This window comes from Enterococcus sp. S22(2020) (assembly GCF_020295385.1).
Classification (GTDB): Bacteria; Bacillota; Bacilli; order Lactobacillales; family Enterococcaceae; genus Enterococcus_L; species Enterococcus_L dunnyi.
Genome location: NZ_JACFUD010000005.1, coordinates 220,567 through 243,318 on the forward strand (window position 1 = coordinate 220,567; position 22,752 = coordinate 243,318).

Annotated in this window: 16 protein-coding genes; 13 read left to right on the forward strand and 3 right to left on the reverse strand. The window is 40.1% G+C overall.

What is annotated here, in order from left to right; translation table 11 throughout:
- The first annotated feature begins 94 nt into the window (after positions 1 to 94).
- From H3T55_RS12140 to H3T55_RS12150, 3 genes are read left to right on the forward strand one after another with little or no spacing between them, the layout of a single operon-like run.
- On the forward strand, positions 95 to 709 hold the full coding sequence (locus tag H3T55_RS12140) for a YesL family protein (RefSeq protein WP_087641976.1): 615 nt from the start codon (positions 95 to 97) through the stop codon (positions 707 to 709).
- Positions 702 to 2,435: a sensor histidine kinase gene (locus H3T55_RS12145; protein WP_225534689.1), complete on the forward strand. Its 1,734-nt coding sequence runs from the start codon at positions 702 to 704 to the stop codon at positions 2,433 to 2,435. The genes H3T55_RS12140 and H3T55_RS12145 overlap by 8 nt, the downstream gene beginning before the upstream one ends.
- Positions 2,425 to 3,921, forward strand: coding sequence for a response regulator transcription factor (locus tag H3T55_RS12150; RefSeq protein ID WP_087641978.1), 1,497 nt, complete (start codon positions 2,425 to 2,427; stop codon positions 3,919 to 3,921). The genes H3T55_RS12145 and H3T55_RS12150 overlap by 11 nt, the downstream gene beginning before the upstream one ends.
- 49 nt (positions 3,922 to 3,970) lie before the next feature.
- Here the strand turns inward: H3T55_RS12150 and H3T55_RS12155 are convergent, their stop codons facing one another.
- Both H3T55_RS12155 and H3T55_RS12160 read right to left on the reverse strand, forming a co-directional pair.
- Positions 3,971 to 6,112 (reverse strand): GH92 family glycosyl hydrolase, encoded by a 2,142-nt coding sequence (locus H3T55_RS12155; protein WP_225534690.1) that lies wholly within the window; start codon positions 6,110 to 6,112, stop codon positions 3,971 to 3,973.
- A 3-nt stretch (positions 6,113 to 6,115) separates the two neighbouring features.
- Positions 6,116 to 7,150 (reverse strand): GntR family transcriptional regulator, encoded by a 1,035-nt coding sequence (locus H3T55_RS12160; RefSeq protein WP_225534691.1) that lies wholly within the window; start codon positions 7,148 to 7,150, stop codon positions 6,116 to 6,118.
- Between the two features lie 158 nt (positions 7,151 to 7,308).
- On the opposite strand from H3T55_RS12160, the gene H3T55_RS12165 reads away from it, so the two are divergent.
- From H3T55_RS12165 to H3T55_RS12185, 5 genes are all read left to right on the forward strand, one after another.
- Positions 7,309 to 8,598 carry a glycoside hydrolase family 125 protein gene (locus H3T55_RS12165; RefSeq protein WP_225534745.1) on the forward strand — a complete coding sequence of 430 codons (1,290 nt, stop codon included), beginning with the start codon at positions 7,309 to 7,311 and terminating at the stop codon, positions 8,596 to 8,598.
- 27 nt (positions 8,599 to 8,625) lie between these two features.
- Positions 8,626 to 11,313, forward strand: a complete 2,688-nt coding sequence (locus H3T55_RS12170) for an alpha-mannosidase (RefSeq protein ID WP_225534692.1) — start codon at positions 8,626 to 8,628, stop codon at positions 11,311 to 11,313.
- 17 nt (positions 11,314 to 11,330) lie between these two features.
- Positions 11,331 to 12,185: an ROK family protein gene (locus H3T55_RS12175; protein ID WP_225534693.1), complete on the forward strand. Its 855-nt coding sequence runs from the start codon at positions 11,331 to 11,333 to the stop codon at positions 12,183 to 12,185.
- A 2-nt stretch (positions 12,186 to 12,187) separates the two neighbouring features.
- The gene (locus tag H3T55_RS12180) at positions 12,188 to 13,447 is read left to right on the forward strand and encodes a family 20 glycosylhydrolase (RefSeq protein WP_225534694.1); all 1,260 of its coding nucleotides are present in this window, start codon (positions 12,188 to 12,190) and stop codon (positions 13,445 to 13,447) included.
- 253 nt (positions 13,448 to 13,700) lie between these two features.
- Positions 13,701 to 16,436 carry an endo-beta-N-acetylglucosaminidase gene (locus H3T55_RS12185; RefSeq protein WP_225534695.1) on the forward strand — a complete coding sequence of 912 codons (2,736 nt, stop codon included), beginning with the start codon at positions 13,701 to 13,703 and terminating at the stop codon, positions 16,434 to 16,436.
- Positions 16,437 to 16,480: 44 nt separating this feature from the next.
- Here H3T55_RS12185 and add read toward each other — a convergent pair whose 3' ends face one another.
- Complete coding sequence (gene add / locus H3T55_RS12190) at positions 16,481 to 17,503, reverse strand: adenosine deaminase (RefSeq protein WP_225534696.1); 1,023 nt, start codon at positions 17,501 to 17,503, stop codon at positions 16,481 to 16,483.
- A 330-nt stretch (positions 17,504 to 17,833) separates the two neighbouring features.
- Between add and H3T55_RS12195 the strand changes: the two genes are divergently transcribed.
- The 5 genes from H3T55_RS12195 to H3T55_RS12215 all read left to right on the forward strand — a co-directional run bounded on the left by H3T55_RS12195 (position 17,834) and on the right by H3T55_RS12215 (position 22,740).
- Positions 17,834 to 18,862 (forward strand): LacI family DNA-binding transcriptional regulator, encoded by a 1,029-nt coding sequence (locus tag H3T55_RS12195; RefSeq protein ID WP_087641986.1) that lies wholly within the window; start codon positions 17,834 to 17,836, stop codon positions 18,860 to 18,862.
- A 124-nt stretch (positions 18,863 to 18,986) separates the two neighbouring features.
- A complete protein-coding gene (locus tag H3T55_RS12200) occupies positions 18,987 to 20,288 on the forward strand; it encodes a pyrimidine-nucleoside phosphorylase (RefSeq protein WP_225534697.1) in 1,302 nt (433 codons plus the stop codon).
- An 18-nt stretch (positions 20,289 to 20,306) separates the two neighbouring features.
- The gene (gene deoC, locus H3T55_RS12205) at positions 20,307 to 20,969 is read left to right on the forward strand and encodes a deoxyribose-phosphate aldolase (RefSeq protein WP_087641988.1); all 663 of its coding nucleotides are present in this window, start codon (positions 20,307 to 20,309) and stop codon (positions 20,967 to 20,969) included.
- Positions 20,970 to 20,993: 24 nt separating this feature from the next.
- The gene (locus H3T55_RS12210; RefSeq protein ID WP_087641989.1) at positions 20,994 to 21,389 is read left to right on the forward strand and encodes a cytidine deaminase; all 396 of its coding nucleotides are present in this window, start codon (positions 20,994 to 20,996) and stop codon (positions 21,387 to 21,389) included.
- Between the two features lie 244 nt (positions 21,390 to 21,633).
- The gene (locus tag H3T55_RS12215; RefSeq protein ID WP_087642076.1) at positions 21,634 to 22,740 is read left to right on the forward strand and encodes a BMP family lipoprotein; all 1,107 of its coding nucleotides are present in this window, start codon (positions 21,634 to 21,636) and stop codon (positions 22,738 to 22,740) included.
- Positions 22,741 to 22,752: the final 12 nt, after the last annotated feature.

Sequence of the window (22,752 nt, forward strand, 5' to 3'; positions counted from 1 at the left end):
ATAATGCGTATCTTATTTATGAAGTAGTGTTTTAGTTGGCATATCTGCTTGAGTTATTTATTATAAGAGAAGAGAACTAGAAAGGACGGAGAAAATGGTCGGTAAAGCATTAGAAACGTTATTCATCAAAATTTGGGTGATTGTGAAATTGAATCTGTTTTTTTGGTTATTCAGCTGCTGCGGATTACTGATTGCAGGAGTAGGCCCAGCACTTAAGACGGTGAATGAACTATTCATCCGTCATGAATTTAATTATAAAGACATTACGCTGAAAGAAGGCTGGCAAAGCTTTAAAGAAAATATGATTAGAGGGAATCTACTTTTTTATGGGGTAGGCATACTCTTGCTTATTTTGGGATACAATCTATTTTTATCGGTACAAATCCAAGGACTCCTTTTCTTGGTGATCGATTTTATTTTGGTTTTCGGAATGATCTATAGCTTGGTTGCTTTTCAATATACGTTATTATTAGATAGCTATTACGAAATCGATTTGATCAATTTGATAAAGCTGGCTGTTATTTCAACGCTCTCTAGCTTTATGAATCTTCTAAAGATAGCTATTGGCGTCGGCTTGATTTTTTTGATCACATGGAAGTATAAAGGGTTATTTCTCTTTGCTACGTTTTCCATGATTCAAATTTGGAGTTTTACAGCGACTAGATCATGGCGTCAAACGATCGATCAGCGTTTAGAGGGCTATGCGTAAAAGATTTCCTCTGTCCATCTATAAAAAGACGTTATTGAACCGGCTGCTAAAAAACTATGCATTGATTCTTGCTTCGTTGATTTTAGTCGGTATGGTCAGTATAGGGATGAATACCTATTGGCAGGCGATGGGAAGAGGAAAAGCAACGACACAAGAGGCAGTCGATCTGCTCAGTCGGTCGATCAATGACAAAAATTTACAAGGCAAGACTATGCTGAATGGATTGACAGATAATCAAGACAAGATCAATAGTTTGAACCGCTACATGGGGTCTGATATTCCTGAGTATTTAAATTACACCTATGATGAACAGCTAAAAACAGGGAACTATTTATTTTTGCCTAGTCAGGTCAAAAATTTTTATACGACATATGAAAATATTGAATCGATCATCATGGTTTTGAATAACTATGAAGGGTACTATTTGTCTACTAATGACAACAAAGGAGGGATGAAAGAAGAAGGGACGCCTGATCTTGAAGACAAATTCTACTTGTCGTATCCAATGATCCATCCTGTGACATTAGAGGTGTTTGGAAGCTTTTATGTGGAATTTTCCAAACAAGATATGTTAAGTAGTTTGATGCATTTAACAACCTATGATGGACTATCCGCCTATATTTTTTCAGAAACAGGGTACCAATTGTTGACATATACTGAAGTGACTAAACAAATGGATCAAGAACTGATCCAAAAGCGTATGAAAGAAACTTCAGAGCTCCCGATTCAATCGTTAATGGAAAAAAATCTACTAGAGCACTTAGAAACGGTCGGAGGATTTAATATCCTAGTGACTATTTCCAAGGAGAAGATCGTGAAAGCTGTGCTGAGCGATTTGCGTATTTTAGTGGTTGGCGGCGGCGTCCTGATTCTGATTTTATTATATTTACTTTATCGAACCTTTACGAAGTATTCCCAACAAGTAGATATAATCATGGATTCGATGGCACTAGTCACACAAGGGGACTTAAATACACGGATCGACGAGAAAATGACGCAGTTTGAATTAAAAGAACTCTCTAATGGAATCAATACGATGCTGGATAATATCGAGCAATATATTGCAGATATATATAAATTAGAGATCAAGCAGCAGGATGCTCATATGAGAGCGTTACAATCTCAAATTAGTCCTCATTTTTTATATAACACACTGGAATATATCCGAATGTATGCGTTAAGTGAAGGTAGTGAAGAGTTAGCAGATGTTGTTTACGCGTTTTCAACATTATTAAGAAATAATACAGACCAAGCCAAAACAACAACGTTAGAAAAGGAGCTAAGCTTCTGCGAAAAATATGTTTATCTTTATCAAATGAGATATCCTGACCGTATCGCCTATCACTTTGAAATCGATGATGCGCTTAGAGGATTAGTGTTACCTAAGTTTTCAATTCAGCCTCTGATCGAGAATTATTTTGTCCACGGCATTGATTTTTCTCGCAATGATAATGCAATCAGTGTGAAAGCAAGAGTAGTTGGAAAACGTGTAGAGATCATGATTCGTGATAACGGCAAGGGGATTTCTGATCAGAAGCTGTCTGTGATCCAAGAAAAACTAAAGCAGCAAACGATTGAGCTGCATGATTCGATCGGTCTGCAAAATGTCAATGAGCGGCTTCGTGCCTATTTTAGTCCGACATTCCTAATGCAAGTGGTATCAAATGAACCCAGCGGACTGACTATTATATTATCGTTCGAAAAGGAGCAAAAAGATGAGCTATAATGTTTTATTGGTCGATGATGAATATATGATCGTCAATGGCTTAAAAAAGATCATCTCTTGGGAAGAAGAAGGATTCGCGATCAGAGCGACCGCAAGAAATGCAAAAGAAGCATTGACTTTGATGGAATCTGAGGAGATCGATCTAGTGATCACGGACATCACTATGCCGGAGATGACTGGGTTAGAGTTCATTGATGCGGCCCAAAAAGAAGCGCGACAATTTGAATTCATGATTTTGTCTGGTTATCAGAAGTTTGACTTTCTAAAAGGCGGGTTACAGTTGGGAGCTATCAATTATCTGATGAAACCTGTCGATAAATCTGAGTTGTTAAAAAGTGTTAGAAAGGCAAAAGATCGTTTGGATACCCGTAATAGACAAGAAACAAGAGAAGGAATGTACAGTGAAGTTTTGTTGTCTCAATGGGTCAATGATGAATTAGAAACAGGAAATTATGAGGCATTCAGCCAGCTCGTTGATCTATCGGATAAATCAGACTGGACTGTTCTGATTTTTGAAGTTTCTAGAGAAAAAAAGAATGTACTGAGTGAATGGCTGAAACAACAACAGCAAACGCTGTTTTTCTCACGGAACTTGGGCGATAAAAGCTTAGTGATACATATTTTCAAAGGAAATAAATACCTGTTGAATCAACTCCTTTTAACGAATCCATTGCAGGAACAAGATGAGAAGGATTGGGTATTAAGTGTGGGTGAGACGGTTTCCGATTGGGAAGATGTTCCAGATAGTTTTGAAAAGGCAAATCAAACCTTGCAGCGTTATAAGTTTTATGAAAGAAGCGGGAGCAATATTTTATATGCTGTGTTTTCAGATGATTTTGATTTGTCAGCAGATATCATCAATTTTAACAAAACATTGATGGTTGGAGACTTTCCGACGATCGAGGAGACGATCACAGACATCTTTGCAAAAACACAAAAGATAGGGGCTCGTCCTGAAGATGTTAGACATATTACCTTTATGCTGTTTATGGATATCTATCGGCGGTTCAATCACCTAGATGAAGAAGAATACCGACAAATATTAGATGATATCAACCGATCCTCGAATGTAGATAAACTATGTGGCATTTTGACATCTACGATCAAGGAAATCACAAAAGAAAAAACTGCTTATGATTATTCTGAAAATGTCCAAAACGTGATCGATAAAATTCGTATGGATTACGCCAGTGATTTAAGCTTGAAATCAGTTGCTCAATCTCTTCATCTGAACGTTATGTATCTAGGGCAATTGTTCAAAAAAGAAACGAAAAAAAGTTTCTCCCAATATTTGAACCAGTACCGAATGAAAAAAGCCCAAAATCTATTGTTGTATACAGATGACAATGTCAATGAAATCGCAGATCAAATCGGTTTTAATAATAGTACGTATTTCTCTCAAATGTTTAAAAAGATGAACGATTTGACACCTAAAGAATTTAGAGAAAAATACAAGCACCATTATCATTCTGTCGGTGATGAATAAAAACAGGAACAACCTGTCGATGTACGATAAGGTTGTTCCTGTTTTTATTTTATATGCTAAATGGCAGTTGTTCATCTGTATAAGATTTAGGTCTAGGAACAGTTCCAAGTGAAAAATCGATCTTTGCTCCACTTAATAGATCTTCGTGTTTGAAGAATAGAGCATCATACGGTGTGTCATTGAAATGGATATGATCGACAAATTGATGCTGCTCTTGATTTGGACCTGCAGTGATCGTGACGGACTTGCCATTAGATAAATGAAGAGTCGCTTTATCAAATAGAGGCATCCCGATCACATATTCACCAGAGCCGGGACATACGGGATACATTCCTAAAGAACTGAAAATGTACCAGCTAGCCATACTACCGTTATCTTCGTCGCCTGGATATCCAGTGAAACTGTCGTTAAAAGTTTGGGTCATCAGTTGTTTTATCAGTGGTTGAGCAAACTCAGGTTTACCTAGGTAACTGAATAAATAAGGGAAATGGAAACTTGGCTGATTTGAGATAGCCAGCTGCCCAAAATCGATGGCAGCCATCTCGCTCATTTCATGGATCTCAAAGCCGTAACCAGAGACATCAAAAGTAGGCGTTTGATTGCAAAGGTCGATCAATTTTTGTTGGAACTTTTCTGGCCCGCCGAAAGCCTCGATCAGCCCTTTGAAGTCATGGTAAACAGCGAAGCTGCTTTGCCAAGAACTACCTTCAGCATAATCTTCTCCCCAGCTATAACAATTAAATGGTTCTTTAAACTGTCCATCTGTTTGCTTGGCTCTCATGAATCCTGTTTTTGGATCAAAAATAGTCAAGAAATTCTTTGCTTGTTTTTGATAATGTTCAGCAGTAGCTGTGTCGTTCAGCTGTTTCGCTACTTGAGAAATACAGAAGTCGCTGTAACAGTAATCAAGCGTATGATTGACTGATTCATGATAATTTGCCGGCACATAACCATACTTTAAATAATCATCGGTTCCTTGCCGACCATAGTTCGAATGTTTACTTTGAATGGTTGCCCCTTTGAGCATGGCTTCTAAAAATTCAGGCATTAAATCAGGGCGAATATTTTTTACAGCTGCATCAGCAATCACTGCATCGATCAATGTACCAGGCATCAACCCTCTTTCGTCTGGTGATAACCATTTAGGTAAATAACCACTCTCGCGATAGCTTGTTAAAAATCCTTCCAGCATTTCTTCATATTTGTCCTGTGCAATCAGTGAGTACAGTGGATAAACAGTTTTATACGTATCCCAAAAACCATTGTTGGTATAGAGAACACCTTGTTTCACTTGTTTTGCTAATGTGTCGTAGTGAATAGCTCGATCATTTTCATCTTTTTCGTAGAAGGTTTGGGGAAATAGAAATGCTCGATACAAGTTATGATAAAACGTTGAATACCGTTCAGCATTTCGATCTTGAATCTCGATTCTACTAAGGTAATCTTTCCATTGAGCGTTAGAATGAGCGAGATAATCTTCAGGCTGCCAATGTACTTCTCTAGATAAATTCAGTTTAGCTTGTGCGCCGCTGATAAAAGAGGTTCCGAATTGTACGATCTGTTCCTCAATGTCACCAAAAGAAAAGGAAACGACATTGTTGTCACCTGACTTTTCTAACCAAGTTTCCTTTAACAAGGGTTCTTTAAAGTATAGCGTAAAGTAAAAGGTAAAATCAGCATCTTCACAACCAGCATAATTGATGATCGAGCCTGAAACAGTGTGAGCGTCTTCGATTCGAAGGTGGTACTTACCAGGTAGTGAGAGAAGTAATTTTGCTTCTGGTTGCGTGTAGCGAGCAGTTAAAACACCGCCGTACATACTAGGAATCAACCGTGTCGTCAGTTGATAACGCTGTTCAGTGATTTCTAGGTAACTAGGGCTAAAAACGCTTTCATCCGGTCGGTAAGAAGACTGCGCATGAAAAAACGTTTCTTCCTTCAACGAACCGTTATATGGCAAAAGAACAAAGTAGCTAAAATCGCCCATCCAAGGGCTTGGCTGGTGCGTTAAGCGAAAGCCTTGAAAGATGTGGTCTCGCGGATTAAACCACCAACTACCGTTGTCGCCGTTGGTTTGAGGAGCAAAATAATTCATCCCAAAAGGAACGCCTGTATAAGGCAGACAGTTGCCGTTTGAAAATGAATGTTGATTATCGGTACCGTGTCTTGTATCGATCGAGTATGGGTTCATGCATTAAATCTCCTTTGTCGAATGTCTGATGATTTGTTTTACAGGAATCTGTTGGTCTGTCGGTATTACTTGTTGCTCGATCCATTCTATCAACATCGTTCCCGCTAATTGTCCCATGCCTTTGAAATCTTGAGCGATCGTCGTCAGTGAAGGATCGACCAAAGAGGCTGCTTGGATATTATCGAAGCCAACGACAGAAAGTTGGGCAGGGATGCTGATATTTGCTCGTTTCGCCTGATTCATCAATGAAATCGCGACTAAATCATTTTCGCACACAACACCTGTGATCTCATTTTCTATTAAATACTCTAAAGTTTTTTCATTTGAAATCGCTGCTTTATCCGATAGTGCTGTATGAAATGATAAATGATGTTCTTTTGTTGCATGGATATAACCTAAATACCGCTGGCGCACAGATTGAGGCAATGTTGATTCACCGAAAATATACGCAATTCGCTGATGGCCATGTGTTGCTAAATAATTTGTTGCCATTTCTCCTCCAGAAAAGTTGTCTGACTGAATCGTTGGATAAGGCAAATCATGGATTTTTTTGTCTAAAATAATGACAGGGAACTGCTGGATCGATAACTCAAATAAGGTATCTAAGAAATCTTCTGTATTATGGGCATAATAAATCATACCGTCAAAATCAGCCATAATATCTTCCGCTTGTTTGTTGATCAAAAATTCTGCGGATGACATGATCACTTCGTATTGATGCTCACTCGTAACTGGCGCTAGTCCTTCATTGAAATTTCCTAAAGATAAGTCATTTAAGAAAGGAATCAAAAATAAAATACGTGCGGCCTTCTTTTTCTTTGGTCGTTGTGTTTGAACATAGCTACCTTTTCCTTGAATACGGTATATCAACCCTTGGTTTTCTAATTCAGTCAATGCCCGCTTGGATGTGATCCGGCTAACTTGGTACGTTTGGGAAAGCTCTTTTTCTGTCGGAAGCTGTGCATGTTCGGGCAATTTTCCAGAAGCGATTGCCTGTAACAGATCATCGATGATTTTTTTATATAAAGGTTTAGTCATAATAGCTCTCCTAATGCGAAATGATATATCATTAAGAGTAGTTTATCATAGTGGGAAAAGAACGTCAATTCAAAGAAAAATAAAAAAGAGTAGACAAAAGACTATTGATGTCATATACTTTCGTTGTGAAATGATATATCAAATATTGGAGGTTATTGATAGTGGATAAAAAAATTCCCGAGTCCGTACGGACATTTATGGAAACGATTACTAAATTATGCGGTGAAGAGCACGCCGATTGGGCGGAGAATTTTAATGCTGCATTTGCGAATACGTTGACGACAACTGTCAAAAAGCAAGAGGATGGAACAACTTTTCTATTGACTGGTGATATTCCAGCAATGTGGCTGCGTGACTCAACGGCGCAAGTTCGTCCGTATTTAGTGATCGCGAAAGAAGATCCAGAACTTGCCGACATGATTTGTGGACTTGTTCAGCGACAATTTAGATATATCAACATCGATCCATATGCAAATGCTTTTAACGAAACGGCAAATAGTGCAGGGCATCAAACGGACAAAACAACGATGAACCCTTGGATTTGGGAACGTAAATATGAAATCGATTCTCTGTGTTATCCTGTTCAGCTGGCCTATTTATTATATAAAAATACAGGTTATACAAAGCAGTTTGATCGATCATTTATCGACGGCGTGAAAAAGATTTTGACTGTGTTTAAAACAGAACAAAATCATCAAGGTTCATCCTATACCTTTGAAAGAGACACGACACGATCGGAAGATACATTGCCGAACGCTGGTCGTGGATCAGACGTTGGACCAACTGGGATGACGTGGTCTGGGTTTCGACCAAGTGATGATGCTTGCCGTTACGGTTATTTAGTACCGTCGAATATGTTTGCAGTTGTGATTTTAGGCTATATAGAAGAGATTTTTTCTACGGTGTTATCGAATCAGGAAATAGTTGATCAAGCGGTAAAATTAAAAAAAGAAATCGATACAGGGATCAAAGCCTACGGGCTAACCAAGAATCAGCAAGGAAAGCAAGTTTTTGCCTATGAGGTTGACGGTTTGGGCAATAGTACGATCATGGATGATAGTAATATTCCTAACTTACTGGCAGCACCATATTTAGGGTATGTAGATGAAACAGATTTGATATATCAAGAGACAAGAGCTACTCTTTTAAGCCAAGAGAATCCCTATTTTTATGAGGGCAAATACGCGAAAGGAATCGGCAGCTCTCATACACCGGAAAATTATGTGTGGCCGATTGCTTTAGCGATGGAAGGAATGACAACAAGCGATAAAGCTGAGAAAAAACGAATTCTTGATTCGCTGGTTGCAAATGATGCAGGAACTCATTTGATGCATGAAGGCTTTGATGTAGACGATCCCGAAAACTATACGCGGGAATGGTTCTCCTGGGCGAACATGATGTTCTGTGAATTAGTGATGGATTATTTTGAGATTCGTGTGGCACGTTAAAAAATGGACGAGAGAAGGAGCAATAACATGAAGAAAAAAGTTTACATCGTTTCCCATTCCCACTGGGATCGTGAATGGTACATGCCGTATGAGCAGCATCATATGCGCTTAGTCGAATTGATGGATGATGTCTTAGAGCTAATTGAAACAGATCCAGCATTCAATAGTTTTCATCTTGATGGACAGACCATTATATTGGACGATTATTTACAAGTTCGTCCAGAACGCAAAGAGGATGTTCAACGAGCGATTACTGCTGGAAAACTAAAAATAGGACCATTTTACATTTTACAAGATGATTTCTTGATCAGCTCTGAATCAAATGTCCGGAATATGCTGATCGGTAAAAAGGAAAGTGAAAAATGGGGCGCTCCAGTGAACCTAGGCTATTTCCCTGACACATTCGGTAATATGGGACAGACCCCGCAAATGATGAAACAGGCTGGGTTAGAAACAGCCGCTTTTGGTCGAGGTGTCAAACCAGTGGGCTTCAATAATGAGGTGCTGGATGATGAAAATTACACCTCTCAGTATTCTGAAATGTGGTGGCAAGGACCAGACGGGACGAATATTTTAGGACTCCTGTTTGCAAATTGGTACAGCAACGGCAATGAAATTCCAGCAACTAAAGAAGAAGCAGTAACTTTTTGGACACAAAAATTAGCGGAAGCTGAAAAATTTGCTTCAACAAACCATTTATTGATGATGAATGGTGTGGATCATCAACCTGTTCAAAAAGATGTGACTAAAGCGATTGCGTTGGCGAATGAATTATTCCCGGAATATGAATTTGTTCATTCTAATTTTGATGAATATCTACAAGCAGTTCGTCAGGACCTGCCGGAACATGTTGGAACCGTTCATGGGGAATTGACAAGTCAAGAAACTGACGGCTGGTTTACCTTAGCTAATACCGCATCTGCCAGAGTGTATTTGAAACAATGGAATACCAAAGTAGAGCGACAGCTAGAGAATGTTACTGAGCCCTTGGCGGCTATGGCGTATGATCTAACAGGCAGCTATCCACATGATCAGCTAGATTATGCCTGGAAATTATTATTGCAAAATCATCCTCACGATAGTATTTGCGGGTGTTCAGCAGATGAGGTTCACCGAGAAATGATCACGAGATTTGAAAAAGCGGATGAAGTCGGCAACTACTTGGCGAATGAATCGCTAGAACAGCTTGTAAGTGAAGTGCAAACAGATGGATTTCCGGAAAACAGTTACCCTTTTGTTGTTTTTAATACATCTGGTTATGTAAAATCAGATATCGTCAATGTAAGAATCGAGCTTGAAAGAAAGCCATTTAAAGAAGGCGTTCCTCATGAACTATGGCAGGAATTAAATGAAAGTGAGACACCAAATTTTGAGGTGATCGACGGACAAGGCAAAAGAATCCCCGCAAGCATTTCTGCGCCAGAAGTTTGCTTTGGATATGACTTGCCGAAAGATCGTTTTAGAGTTCCATACATGGCAAAATATGTTGAAGTAAAAATGCTGCTCTCTGATTTGCCAGCATTTTCATGGGAAACATTTGCGTTGCAAGAAATACAGGAACATCCTCAACTAGCTGCTTCGATGGTCAAAAGTGAGACGCCTGTGGTTTTGGAAAATGATCTTTTAGAGGTGAAATTCAATGAGAATGGTACGATAAACGTTCAGGATCGAGCGACTGGAAAAACCTATCATGAGTTGCTTACTTTTGAAGATACTGGAGATATCGGGAATGAGTATATCTTCAAACAGCCGGAAGGAACAACGCCGATTCTATCGAATGAACTCTCAGCAGAAATTGCCGTCGTGAAAGACGAGTCATTTATCGCACAAGTGAAAATCGTTCAGCAGATGATGATCCCAGAAGCGGCAGAAGAATTGCTCTTACAAGAACAAAGAGCAGTAGTCGATTTCCGTTATCGAAAAGCGAAGCGCTCAACGAAGCTGAAATCACTCACGATCACAACACTTGTAACGATGACGAAAGATTCTTCTCGTTTAGCCTTTGAAACAACGATCGATAATCAAATGGATGATCATCGTTTACGTGTACTATTTCCAACGGAGATCGAAGCTGAGACGCATGAAGCCGATAGTATTTATGAGGTGGTTACAAGGCCGAACCAAGTAAGTAAGAGCTGGGAAAATCCGACCAATCCACAGCATCAACATGCATTCGTCAATATTCATGATGAAATGCGGGGAATGACTGTTTCAAATTATGGATTAAATGAATATGAAGTCTTGCCGGAAAAAAATACGATCGCATTGACGTTAGTAAGAGCTGTCGGCGAAATGGGGGATTGGGGCTATTTCCCAACACCGGAGGCGCAATGTCATGGAGAGTTTGCGTTCCAATATGGATTGGATTTTCATGGTGCAGACTCTGGGCGCTACGAAACCTATCAGCGGGCGTATAGTGCACAAATTCCATTTAGTTTGAAGCAGACGACTCGTCATTCAGGTCAATTAAAGGCTGAAGATCAGTATGTAACGGTAGCAGGCTCGACATTTGCTGTTACAGCGGTCAAAAATAGTGAAGACGATCAGTATTTAGTGGTTCGCGGCTTCAATATGAGTGATCAAGCGGCAGAAGTGCAAGTAAAAAAACAGACGAATACAGCAGAGAAGCTGAATTTGCTTGAAGAAAAACAATCAGAATCATTAGGTGAAGAGTTAAGTCCATATGAAATTCGAACGATCGGGTTTCGTAGATGAGAAAAGGAGAGGAAAACATGAGCTATTATGGATCGATCGAAGCAGGTGGAACAAAATTTGTTTGCGCTGTAGCGGATGAGGAGCTATCGATTATTGAACGGATCAGTATACCAACAACGTTACCGGAAGAAACGTTGGCTCAAGTCTTTGATTTTTTTGATCGATATGAACTTAAGGGATTAGGTGTTGGCTCATTCGGTCCGATCGATGTCAATGAACAATCTGAAACCTATGGGTATATCACGTCAACGCCTAAAAATGGCTGGAGAAACATCGATCTTTTAGGGTTATTGAAGGCGCGATATGCTCTGCCGATTGCTTGGACGACAGATGTCAATGCCGCGGCTTATGGAGAGATGCATTTAGGAGCTGGACGAAATACTCAAAACTGTCTTTATTTGACTGTGGGAACCGGTGTTGGCGGCGGTGCTGTAGTTCAAGGATCTATTTTACATGGGTTCAGTCATCCTGAGATGGGACATATCTCAGTAACACGGCATCCAGAGGATTCTTTTGAAAGTACTTGTCCTTATCATGACCATTGCCTTGAAGGCTTGGCAGCAGGTCCAGCGCTCGAAAAAAGAACAGGAGTCAAAGGCCAGTTAGTAGCAGTGGATCATGCGGTTTGGGAACTTGAAGCTTTTTATCTAGCCCAGGCATTGATGAACTATACATTGATCTTATCACCAGAAAAAATTATTTTAGGTGGCGGGGTCATGAAGCAAACACATCTTTTAGAGAAAATCCGCCAATCATTGGAAGAGCAGCTAGGTGGTTATGTCTCATTGCCTGATGATTATATTGTCGGCTGTGGATTAGGAGATAATAGCGGAACGATCGGTTGTCTGCTTTTAGCTAAAGAGGGTGCGTAAAGATGGACTCAGAGTTGTCTATTTTTCTGGATGCAGCATTTTGTCTATCGAGAAAACAAATAAGTGAGCTGTATGAGCGATTGTTGGGGAAAAAGGTTCGATTTGTTTCTGATAGCGAAGAGGCTGTGGTTGTAATGAAACGTTCTTCTGGATCATCAGCGTTGTTTTCAATTGAGTCTGTTGCACCACTATTGCTTAGTGCTGATAATGAGAACGGAGCATTTCAAGGTCTGATGTACGTAGCAAGATCGCTTAGATTGGGAAAAGAATGTGAATGCGGGTCAAAAATACCAAAGATATCCGAGCGCATCATCATGCTGGATATCGGCAGGAAGTATTTTACCCCGAACTTTTTAAGGCTGCTGCTGGAAGAAATGGCATTGTTTGGCTTTAATTATCTGCAGCTGCATTTTTCCGAGGATACAGGTTTGGGGATCGAATCAAAAAAATATCCTGAACTCAATTCCCAAAAGACTTTATCGCAAAAGGAAGTGCGCAAGTTGATAGAGGCTGCCGCTGAATTATCGATCGAAATTATTCCAGACTTAGATACACCGGGACATATGACACATATACTCAAAAAGCATCCAGAATGGCAATTAAAAGAGCTGACGTCACGGGGGATATCTTCTGTTTCGTCGGCGATGGATGTGACGAATGAGGCAGCCGTAGCTTTTACCTTTTCTCTTTATCAAGAATATGTGGCGCTTTTTACTGGTTGTCGCTACTTTCATATTGGGGCAGATGAATTTGCTGATTTTGATCATTTCGAATGTTATCCAGCTTTGGCTGATCGGGGACAAGAGAAATTCGAAGGGTATGTCAATTCGATTGCAGCGCTTGTCAGACAAGCTGGTTTTATTCCGAGAGTTTGGAATGATGCTTTCTTTAGAAAAAATAGGACAAGTACATTAAGCGAAGAGCTGGAAATTACGTATTGGACAAGATGGCAAAAGGAAATGGCACCCGTTCGGACGTTTCTAGATAAAGACTACTCCGTCATCAATTTTAATGATAATTATCTCTATTATGTGCTAGGAGAAAATGCTGGTTATTCTTATCCAACAGCACAAAAAATCAAAGAGAAATGGCAGCCGGATCTATTTGCATCTGAACAAAAAGTCAAGACGGAACATCAAGAACAGATCAAAGGAGCTGCGTTAGCGATCTGGTGTGATAAACCGGAAGCGAAAGAAGAAGAAACGATTTTTTTAGAGGTAGTCCAATTGATGGCTGCCTTTTCAGAACATTTTTATCAATAAGGGAAGTATGAAAGGAGAGCGGGACAAAACTAAAACCAGTTTTGTTCCGCTCTTTAAAACGCGAATAAACGACGAGAGGAAAGTAGATCCATCTTACCTCTCGGATCAGAATGCTCATTAGCGAAAGTATGACCTATAGTTTTTAAACGAAAACCTATAATTTTTCTATTTATAAACCAGATGGAAAGCGCTAACATTTTGTAGAAGAATGAATGATGCTGCATTTAGGCGAATAATGAAGGAGGTTCATTCAGTGAAAAGAAAAAAATGGAAACAGTTGTTTTATTGCTCGATACTTACATTGGGGGCAGCAGTCGGGTCTATCGGACTCGACTTGCCGGCTCATGCAGAGTCAGTTGGAAATAGTGGGATACCAATCAACGAGCATTCTCCCCAAGCAACAGCCTTATTTCCGGAAACATTACTAAATTGGAGTGCTAAAACAGACCCCGATGCGCCTTTCAATGTATCGAAAGTTCCTTTAGCATCTCGCGTAAAAGGAAAGAAAATGAATGAGGATCAAAGTACAGACGCGAAAGTTTTATCGATTGCGATCGTCAATCGACACACAAAAGGAACGCCGGCGCAAGGGGATGCGGATAAAGCTGTTTATAACTTTACGAACTGGCAATATGTAGATACTTTGGTTGCTTGGGCTGGTTCTTCTGGTGAAGGGATCATTGTACCGCCAAGTGGTGATGTGACAGATTCAGCTCATCGAAATGGCGTGCCGGTGATCGGGACAGTCTTTTTCCCGCCGGAAGCTTACGGTGGAAAAAGTGAATGGGTAGAGCAATTCGTGCAAAAAGATTCTAAAGGCCGCTTTCCAATGGCAGATAAGCTGTTAGAAATGTCAGCAGCGTACGGCTTTGATGGTTGGTTTATCAATCAGGAAACAAATGTCGATGCACAAACGGCTAGTCAGATGAAAGAATGTTTAAGCTATTTACAGGCTAAAAAACCTAAAAATCAACAGATCATTTGGTATGATTCGATGATTCCAAGCGGCAATGTCGTGTGGCAAGGCGCGTTGAATGAAACGAATCAAGGCTATTTCCAAGAAGGGAAAAAACGTGTTTCTGATAATATGTTTATTGATTTTCGCTGGCGTGAACTAGCTTCTTCTAAGGAAAAAGCACTTCAGCTGAAACGTGATCCCTACGATTTGTTTGCTGGAATCGATGTGCAGGCAAATGGCGTAAACACAGGCAGAAAACCAAGCAGTATTTTAGATACCGATGGAAAACCAATTGTTTCTTTAGGCCTATACTGTCCTGACTGGACACTGAGAGATGGTGGACAATACGATATCGAACGCTACTGGAAAAACGAACAGCTGCTTTGGATCAATCCCCAAGGTGATCCCAGAGCCGTTACTAGTGGGAAAAATGAATGGCAAGGAGTTTCTCGGTATTATGTCGAGAAATCGCCAGTTACACAATTTCCATTCTTGACGAATTTTAATGTAGGTAATGGAGATGCATTTTATTTAAACGGTACAAAGGTCAAAGAAGGAACCTTTAATAACCGCAGTATTCAAGATGTCATGCCGACCTACCGCTGGGTCATCGATAATGAAGCAGGTAATCACTTGAGTGCGGATATTAGTTATGAAGATGCCTATAATGGCGGTTCTTCGATCAAATTATCCGGTCAAATGACTGAGAATCAAGCAACTCGTATCAATTTATACGCAGCACAAGTCAAACCTTCAGCTTCTGATACGGTGAGTGTTGTGACGAAAGGTGCAGACGAAACAGGACTCGTATTGGAAATGAAAGAAAAAGAAACTCCAACTGTACTGAATGGTGAGCAGAAAAATCTAGAAAATGGCTGGATTCAAACGAGCTATTCGCTAAAATCAGTTGCAGGTAAGACGATCACATCGATCGGTTTGGACTTGAAAAATACCAATACGGCATCAGCAGAAATTTATTTAGGTCAACTCCGATTAGGAAAAGAAAAAACAACACCTGTCAGCAAAATAGACAAGGTAGTTTTTCCAGGAAAAAGTATCGTTGATGACCTAACTGAAAACGTCAATATCAGCTGGCAAACGAAAGGAAAGAATACTGCGTCCTATCGAATATATCGTGAAGTTGAAGGCCAGCTACAATTTGAAGGAGAGACAGCAAATACATCTTATACGCTGTTAAATCAGGAACGCATATCAGAAACATCTGTTTATCAGGTCGTTCCAGTTGATTTTTATGGTCGGGAAGACCGTAAGAGATCAGCCTCAGCGGTCTACACATTTGAAGCACTGAAAAAACCTGAAATCGCGATCAACGCAAGTAAAACGTTAGTTGCTGTCGGTGAACCAGTAACATTATCAGCTGCAGTCTCTAAATCAACAGAAACAGTAAATTGGGAAATATCTGGCAGTGATCTTGAGATGATCTCTGGGCAAGAAGCGACGGTAACATTTGCGAAAGCAGGAAGCTATACAGTCAAAGCGACAGCATTCAATTCAGCAGGTGAGACGGAAGTCGTTATTGAAGATTATATTTATGTTTATGACAAAGGAAGCGGCATCACAAGTGAAAATCTTTCGATCTTGCCAACGACAAGTGCAACAGAAGGATCTGGTTACACCAATGAACGTGAAAGTTATCGCTATGCTTTAGATGGCGACCTAAGCACGAAATGGTGTGACAATAGCAGTGACAAACCATGGATGATCGCTGATTTAGGCGCAGTCAAAACAATTGCCGGATTTGAGTTGTCTCATGCGGGAGCTGGTGGAGAAAGTTCGGAATGGAATACAAAAGACTATGATATCCTGATCAGCAATGATAAACAAACATGGACAACAGTTGTTCAGGCGCGTGGAAACCGAGCTGACGTAAGTAAAGATGCGATTCGTCTAGTCGAGGCCCGCTATGTCAAACTGAGTCTTGAAAAAGCTGAACAAAATGGTAAAACTGCCAGAATCTATGATTGGCAAATCATCGGAGTGAACCAAACAGGGATCGTACAAACGAATTAAATCAACTAAAAAACACGGCGGAATCCTTGACTCCACCGTGTTTTTTAATTGATCAGTTCAAAGTAGTCAGTTGATAATCGGTCATGAAGCAGTTGTTTTTCTGCTTCTGGCAGAAAAGCACCAGTGACAGCGTTATGGTTCAGCTGTTCCATATCATTGTAAGTAATGCCGTACCATTCATGTAGTTTCATAAATTCGTCAGTTAATGTGGTGGCAGAAACGGTGCGATTATCGGTATTGATGCAAACATTGATACCAGCATCTAAAAACTGCTGAAATGGATAATCGTCTAAAGAAGTCACTGTTTTTGTTTGAAAATTACTCGTTGGGCACATTTCGATCAATGTTCCTTGTTCTTGAAGCAGTGCAAAGTATTCGGGTGTATCTTTTACTGCGATGCCATGACCAATTCGTTTGGCACCCAGATAGACAGCATCTGCTACATTTTTTCCGCAGCCGCATTCACCTGCGTGTAGAGTCAGAGGGATGTTTGATCGTTCAACAAGTCTTAGCGTTTCTTCAAAAGCATAGGGTGGAAAATCGATTTCATTGCCGGCAAGGTCGAAACCTGCAACACCAGAACGTTTATACTCTTCTGCTAAAAGAACGATCTGTTCGATTTCATCCAGCTCTTCATGCCGCATGCCGCACAACAACGCATTGCTTTTCACGCCGAATTGTTCTTGTCCTTGATTCAAACCTGCTAACACAGCGGTTACGATTTGGGCTAAAGAAAGGCCTTTTTCTGTATGCAAAGAGGGGGCAAAACGCACTTCGATATACTGAATATTCTCCTCAGACGCTTGGCTGATTAAATCAAAAGCTGCTTGCTGTAAGGCATTTTCTGTCTGAAGACAACTTAATACAAGGTCAAAACGCTGCAAGTACTCATTTAAATTTTGGCAATCTTCTGGTGCAACTAGAAGTTCTTTGAGCTCGTTTTCAGATGCTGGTAGTGAAATTCCTTGCTGTGCTGCAATTTTTTGTAAGGTAGCTGGTCTGATCGAACCGTCTAAATGGCAATGCAATTCTATTTTAGGTAAATTTTTGACAAGTGCGCGCTTCACATGATCATCCTTTCATAACTATTGCTCCAATAAGTATTTTGAAGACTTTAACATGCTCAATGAACTATGTCAAGATAAGAAAAAAAGATTTTTACTAAGAAATAAAAGAGAACTTATATCTAATAGAAAATAAAAGAAATCCACACATACAACCGTTTGAAATACCATGATTTGAATAAAAGAAAAGAAGAGGAGCGATGAGCTCAAGAGTTATTTTTATTGTTTAAACTATTCTATTGCTGAAATTTCTGATACACTGAACTCATTCAGTAAGTTTTTTTGAAAACGTTGACATGGTTGGTAGGCATGTGACTAAAGGGAGAATGAATAATGAAGTTGACCATTAAGGAAATTGCGGATATGGCAGGCGTTTCAGTGACCACTGTTTCTCAGATCATCAATAATAAAGGCAGCCGATTCAGTGAACAAACGAGAAAGAAAGTATTAGAAGTTGTGGAAGAGTATGATTATAAGCCGGATTATTTTGCTTCGAATATCATCACTCGCCACTCAAAGACGATCGGTATGGTAGTGCCGGATGTCACTGATTTTTTCTTTGCAAAAGTGATCGAAGGTGTGGAGACCTATCTTAATTCTCTGGGATACATGATTTTATTATGCAATTCCAAACATGATGAAGATAAGGCAACGCAATATGTGACAGAACTTGTCCACCGTTCTGTTGATGGCATCATTTTTGCAACACCTAATTTACTGCCGGCAAACCATATTTTACGAAACAAAAGCAAACGCAAGGTTCCCGTAATATTAGTCGATCGCGGAATCAATCCTAGAGAAAGCGGGCGTTTGATCGTAAAAGAATATGAGGGCGCTTACCAAGCGGTTTCTTCTTTGATCAAGCAAGGTCATAGACATATCGGGATGTTGAAGGAAAATGACGGGTATTATCAGTTGACAGAGAGGATCACGGCGTATCAGCATGCACTAAAAGATCATGGAATTCCGCTGAGAGATGAATACATGGCGAATGGAGACCTGAATTTAGGTGGAGGTTATGAAGCGGCGAAAAAAGTGTTGAAAAATGAAAAAATCACAGCGATTTTTTGCGGGAATGATGAGATGGCGATGGGTGCATATCAAGCGATTGAAGAATGCGGAAAAAAAATCCCGGAAGATATCTCAGTAATTGGTTTTGATGGCTTGGAAATTTCTGAATATTTAGTTCCTGGATTGACGACGGTTTATCAACCAAGCTTTGATATTGGTTTTTATGCCGCTCAGTTTTTGGTGGAGTCGATCGATCATCCCGAGAAAAAAATTCCGAACAAAACTTTTGAAACAACATTTATTTTAAGAAATAGTACGAAATCGATTGACAAGTCGGTTGATTTGATTTAATGTTCGTGTTATAAGCGTTTTCAAAAAAATGGAAGCGTTAGTAAACTGTTTTACTAAAAGGTTTTAACCTGAATAAATTTAGTGTATAATACATCCTTGGGGATTAGTTCGGAGGAAAAAAAGCATGAGAATGGTCGATTTGATCGAAAAAAAACGTGATGGACACGTACTGACAGAAGAAGAAATCCAATTTATTGTTTCCGGATATACAAGTGGTGATATTCCGGATTATCAAATGAGTGCACTTTTGATGGCTATTTTTTACAAAGATATGACGGATGAAGAAATCACGACTTTGACACTTGCGATGGCAAATTCAGGTGAAATGATCGATTTATCATCTATCCAAGGAATCAAAGTGGACAAGCACTCTACTGGCGGCGTAGGCGATACGACAACGTTGATCTTGGCACCTTTGGTAGCAAGTGTAGGTGTTAGCGTAGCAAAAATGTCTGGACGAGGACTTGGTTATACTGGAGGAACGATCGATAAATTAGAAGCAATTCCAGGTTTTCATGTGGAGTTACCAGATGAAGATTTTATTCGCTTAGTCAATGAAAGCCATGTAGCAGTCATAGGACAATCAGGAGATCTGGCACCCGCAGATAAAAAATTATATGCGTTGCGTGATGTGACAGCGACTGTTGATTCGATCCCATTGATCGCGAGTTCGATCATGAGTAAGAAAATCGCAGCGGGAGCAGATGCGATCGTTTTAGATGTAACAACTGGTGAAGGTGCCTTCATGAAAAATATCGATCAAGCCCGCCGTTTAGCGAAAACAATGGTACGTATCGGTCATCTTGCGAATCGTCAAACGATGGCGGTCATCTCAGATATGTCTCAGCCTTTAGGTGAAGCCATCGGCAATAGTCTTGAAGTGGTCGAAGCAATCGAAACATTGCAAGGAAATGGCCCGGAAGACTTGCTGGAAATGTGCTACATCTTAGGAAGTCAAATGGTTGTGCTGGCGAAAAAAGCAGAGACTTTGGACGAAGCGCGTGCAATGCTGAAAGAAGCATTGGAATCAGGAAAGGCACTGGCTAAATTCCGTGAAATGATCAAAAATCAAGGCGGCGATGATAGTGTGATCGATCATCCTGAAAGTCTGTTGACTGCTCAGTATGAAATCGAACTGCCGGCAAAAGCAAGCGGAACAGTTCAAAAAATCGTAGCTAATGAAATTGGAATTGCTGCAATGCTCTTAGGTGCAGGTCGAGCAACAAAAGAAGATTCGATCGATCATGCAGTTGGGATCAAACTCCATAAAAAAGTTGGGATGCCTGTTACAGAAGGCGAAGCGTTGCTTACGATTTACGCCAATACTGAATCGATCGATCATGTGAAAGAACTTTTATATAAAAATATCGAAATTGGCAGTTCTGGTACTGAACCTGAGCTGATCCATGATATAATAACAGCATAAAGGATGTGTATAAAAATAATGGAATTAAATCAAATGATTGACCACACTATTTTAAAAGCAGATGCGACAGAAGAGGCAGTTCTGCAAATCATTGAAGAAGCGAAAAAGTATGAATTTTTCTCTGTATGTATCAACCCAAGCTGGGTCGCTTTTGCTAAGGAACGTTTAGCTGGAACCTCTGTAGATGTTTGTACAGTGATCGGCTTTCCTTTAGGAGCGAACACTTCAGAAGTAAAAGCGTATGAAGCGGCAGATGCTATCAATAACGGCGCAACAGAAGTCGACATGGTGATCAATATCGGTGCTTTGAAATCAAAACAATACAAAAAAGTATTGAAAGATATCCAAGCAGTCGTAGATGCAGCCAAAGATAAGGCTTTAGTGAAAGTGATCATCGAGACAGCATTACTAACAGATGAAGAAAAAGTCAAAGCATGTGAATTAGCGAAAGAAGCGGGCGCTGATTTCGTCAAAACATCGACAGGTTTTTCAACAGGTGGAGCGACTGTAGCGGATGTTAAATTGATGCGTGAAACAGTTGGACCAGATATGGGGGTCAAAGCTTCCGGTGGTATCCATAATGAAGCAGAAGCTACTGCAATGATAGAAGCTGGTGCAACACGCATTGGGACAAGTGCCGGTGTAGCGATCATGGAAGGTGCAACTGGAGCAGGCTATTAATCTAAAGAAGAAAGTGGCGGACAAATGACAGCAAAAAAAGAGTGGTTGGCGATCGCTGATGAGGCGCTGACAAAAGCATATGTACCCTATTCACACTTTCCGGTAGGTGCGTGCTTAGTAACTGAAGCAGGTCAAACCTATCAAGGCGTTAACATTGAAAATGCGTCGTATGGCTTGACTAACTGTGCAGAACGAACAGCAATCTTTAAAGCCGTTTCAGAAGGCGAGCGTGATTTCCAACATTTAGTGATTGCTGGAAATACTCCGGAACCAATTTCTCCATGCGGAGCGTGCCGTCAAGTCATGGCTGAATTTTGTGCGCCTGATATGCCAGTGACGCTAGTTGGTGAACACGGGGTAACAAAAGAAACAACAGTTTCTGAGCTGTTGCCTTATGCATTTACTGAAAAAGATCTATAAGATCTAGCTACATGAACCAAACCTCTCAACAAATAGATAAAATGCTAGCAAGATAAAAAAACATCTTTCTATCATTTTCCAAATTTGTTCGAGGTCTAAGCAGTTCATGCAACACAAAGAACGTAGTGATTTGAAGTTGAAAAGTACAAGACGAACAAAGAGAGAGTTGTTACATTATTATCTTGTTTCATTCAGTCATTCGGCTGTTGAAAATATAAAACTATTATTAGGGGGCTTTACAGAAATGAAAAAAGCGAAATTATTTGGTTTTGGCTTGACTGCACTAGCATTAACAGTGGCATTAGCAGCTTGTGGCGGCGGTAAAAAAGATGGAACAGATTCAACAGGCGGAAATTCTGCAGGCGGCGACGCAGATCACAGCGTAGTGATCGTAACAGATATCGGTGGTGTAGATGACCGTTCATTCAACCAATCAGCTTGGGAAGGATTACAAGCTTGGGGGAAAGAACATGACCTTAAAAAAGGAGCAGACGGTTTTGATTACATCCAGTCAAACGACGCTTCTGAATACGTAACAAATATCGATACAGCTGTTTCTAATGGATTTAAAACAGTCTTTGGGATCGGTTACTTATTAGCTGATTCTATCAGTACAGCAGCAGATGCAAACCCAGATACACAATTCGGTATCATTGATAGTGTCATTGAAGGCAAAGACAATGTCGTTTCTGCAACATTTAAAGACCAAGAAGCTTCTTATTTAGCTGGTGTAGCAGCTGCTCATACAACAAAAACAAACACTGTAGGTTTCATCGGTGGTGAAGAAGGCGCGGTTATCGACCGTTTTGAAGCTGGTTTCCATCAAGGTGTTATCGATACAGCGAAAGAATTAAACAAAGATATCAAAGTTGAGATCGAATATGCTGCTTCATTTGGTGATCCTGCTAAAGGAAAAGCATTAGCAGCTTCTATGTACCAAAAAGGCGCTGACATCATCTTCCATGCTTCAGGCGGTACAGGCCAAGGTGTCTTCCAAGAAGCAAAAGATTTAAATGAAACTGGTTCAAAAGATAAAGTTTGGGTTATCGGTGTAGATAGTGACCAAGACAAAGAAGGTAAATACAAAACAAAAGACGGTAAAGAAGATAACTTCACTTTGACATCAACACTTAAAGGTGTAGGTGCTGCAGTTCAAGATATTTCTAACCGTGCGTTAGAAGATAAATTCCCTGGTGGCGAACACTTAGTTTACGGTTTGAAAGACGGCGGTGTTGATTTGACAAAAGGTTACTTATCAGATGAAGCACAAAAAGCGGTCGATAAAGCAAAAGAAGAAATCATCGATGAAAAAATCACTGTTCCAGAAGTACCAAAAGATGTAAAAGAATAGAATTTTTTGCTT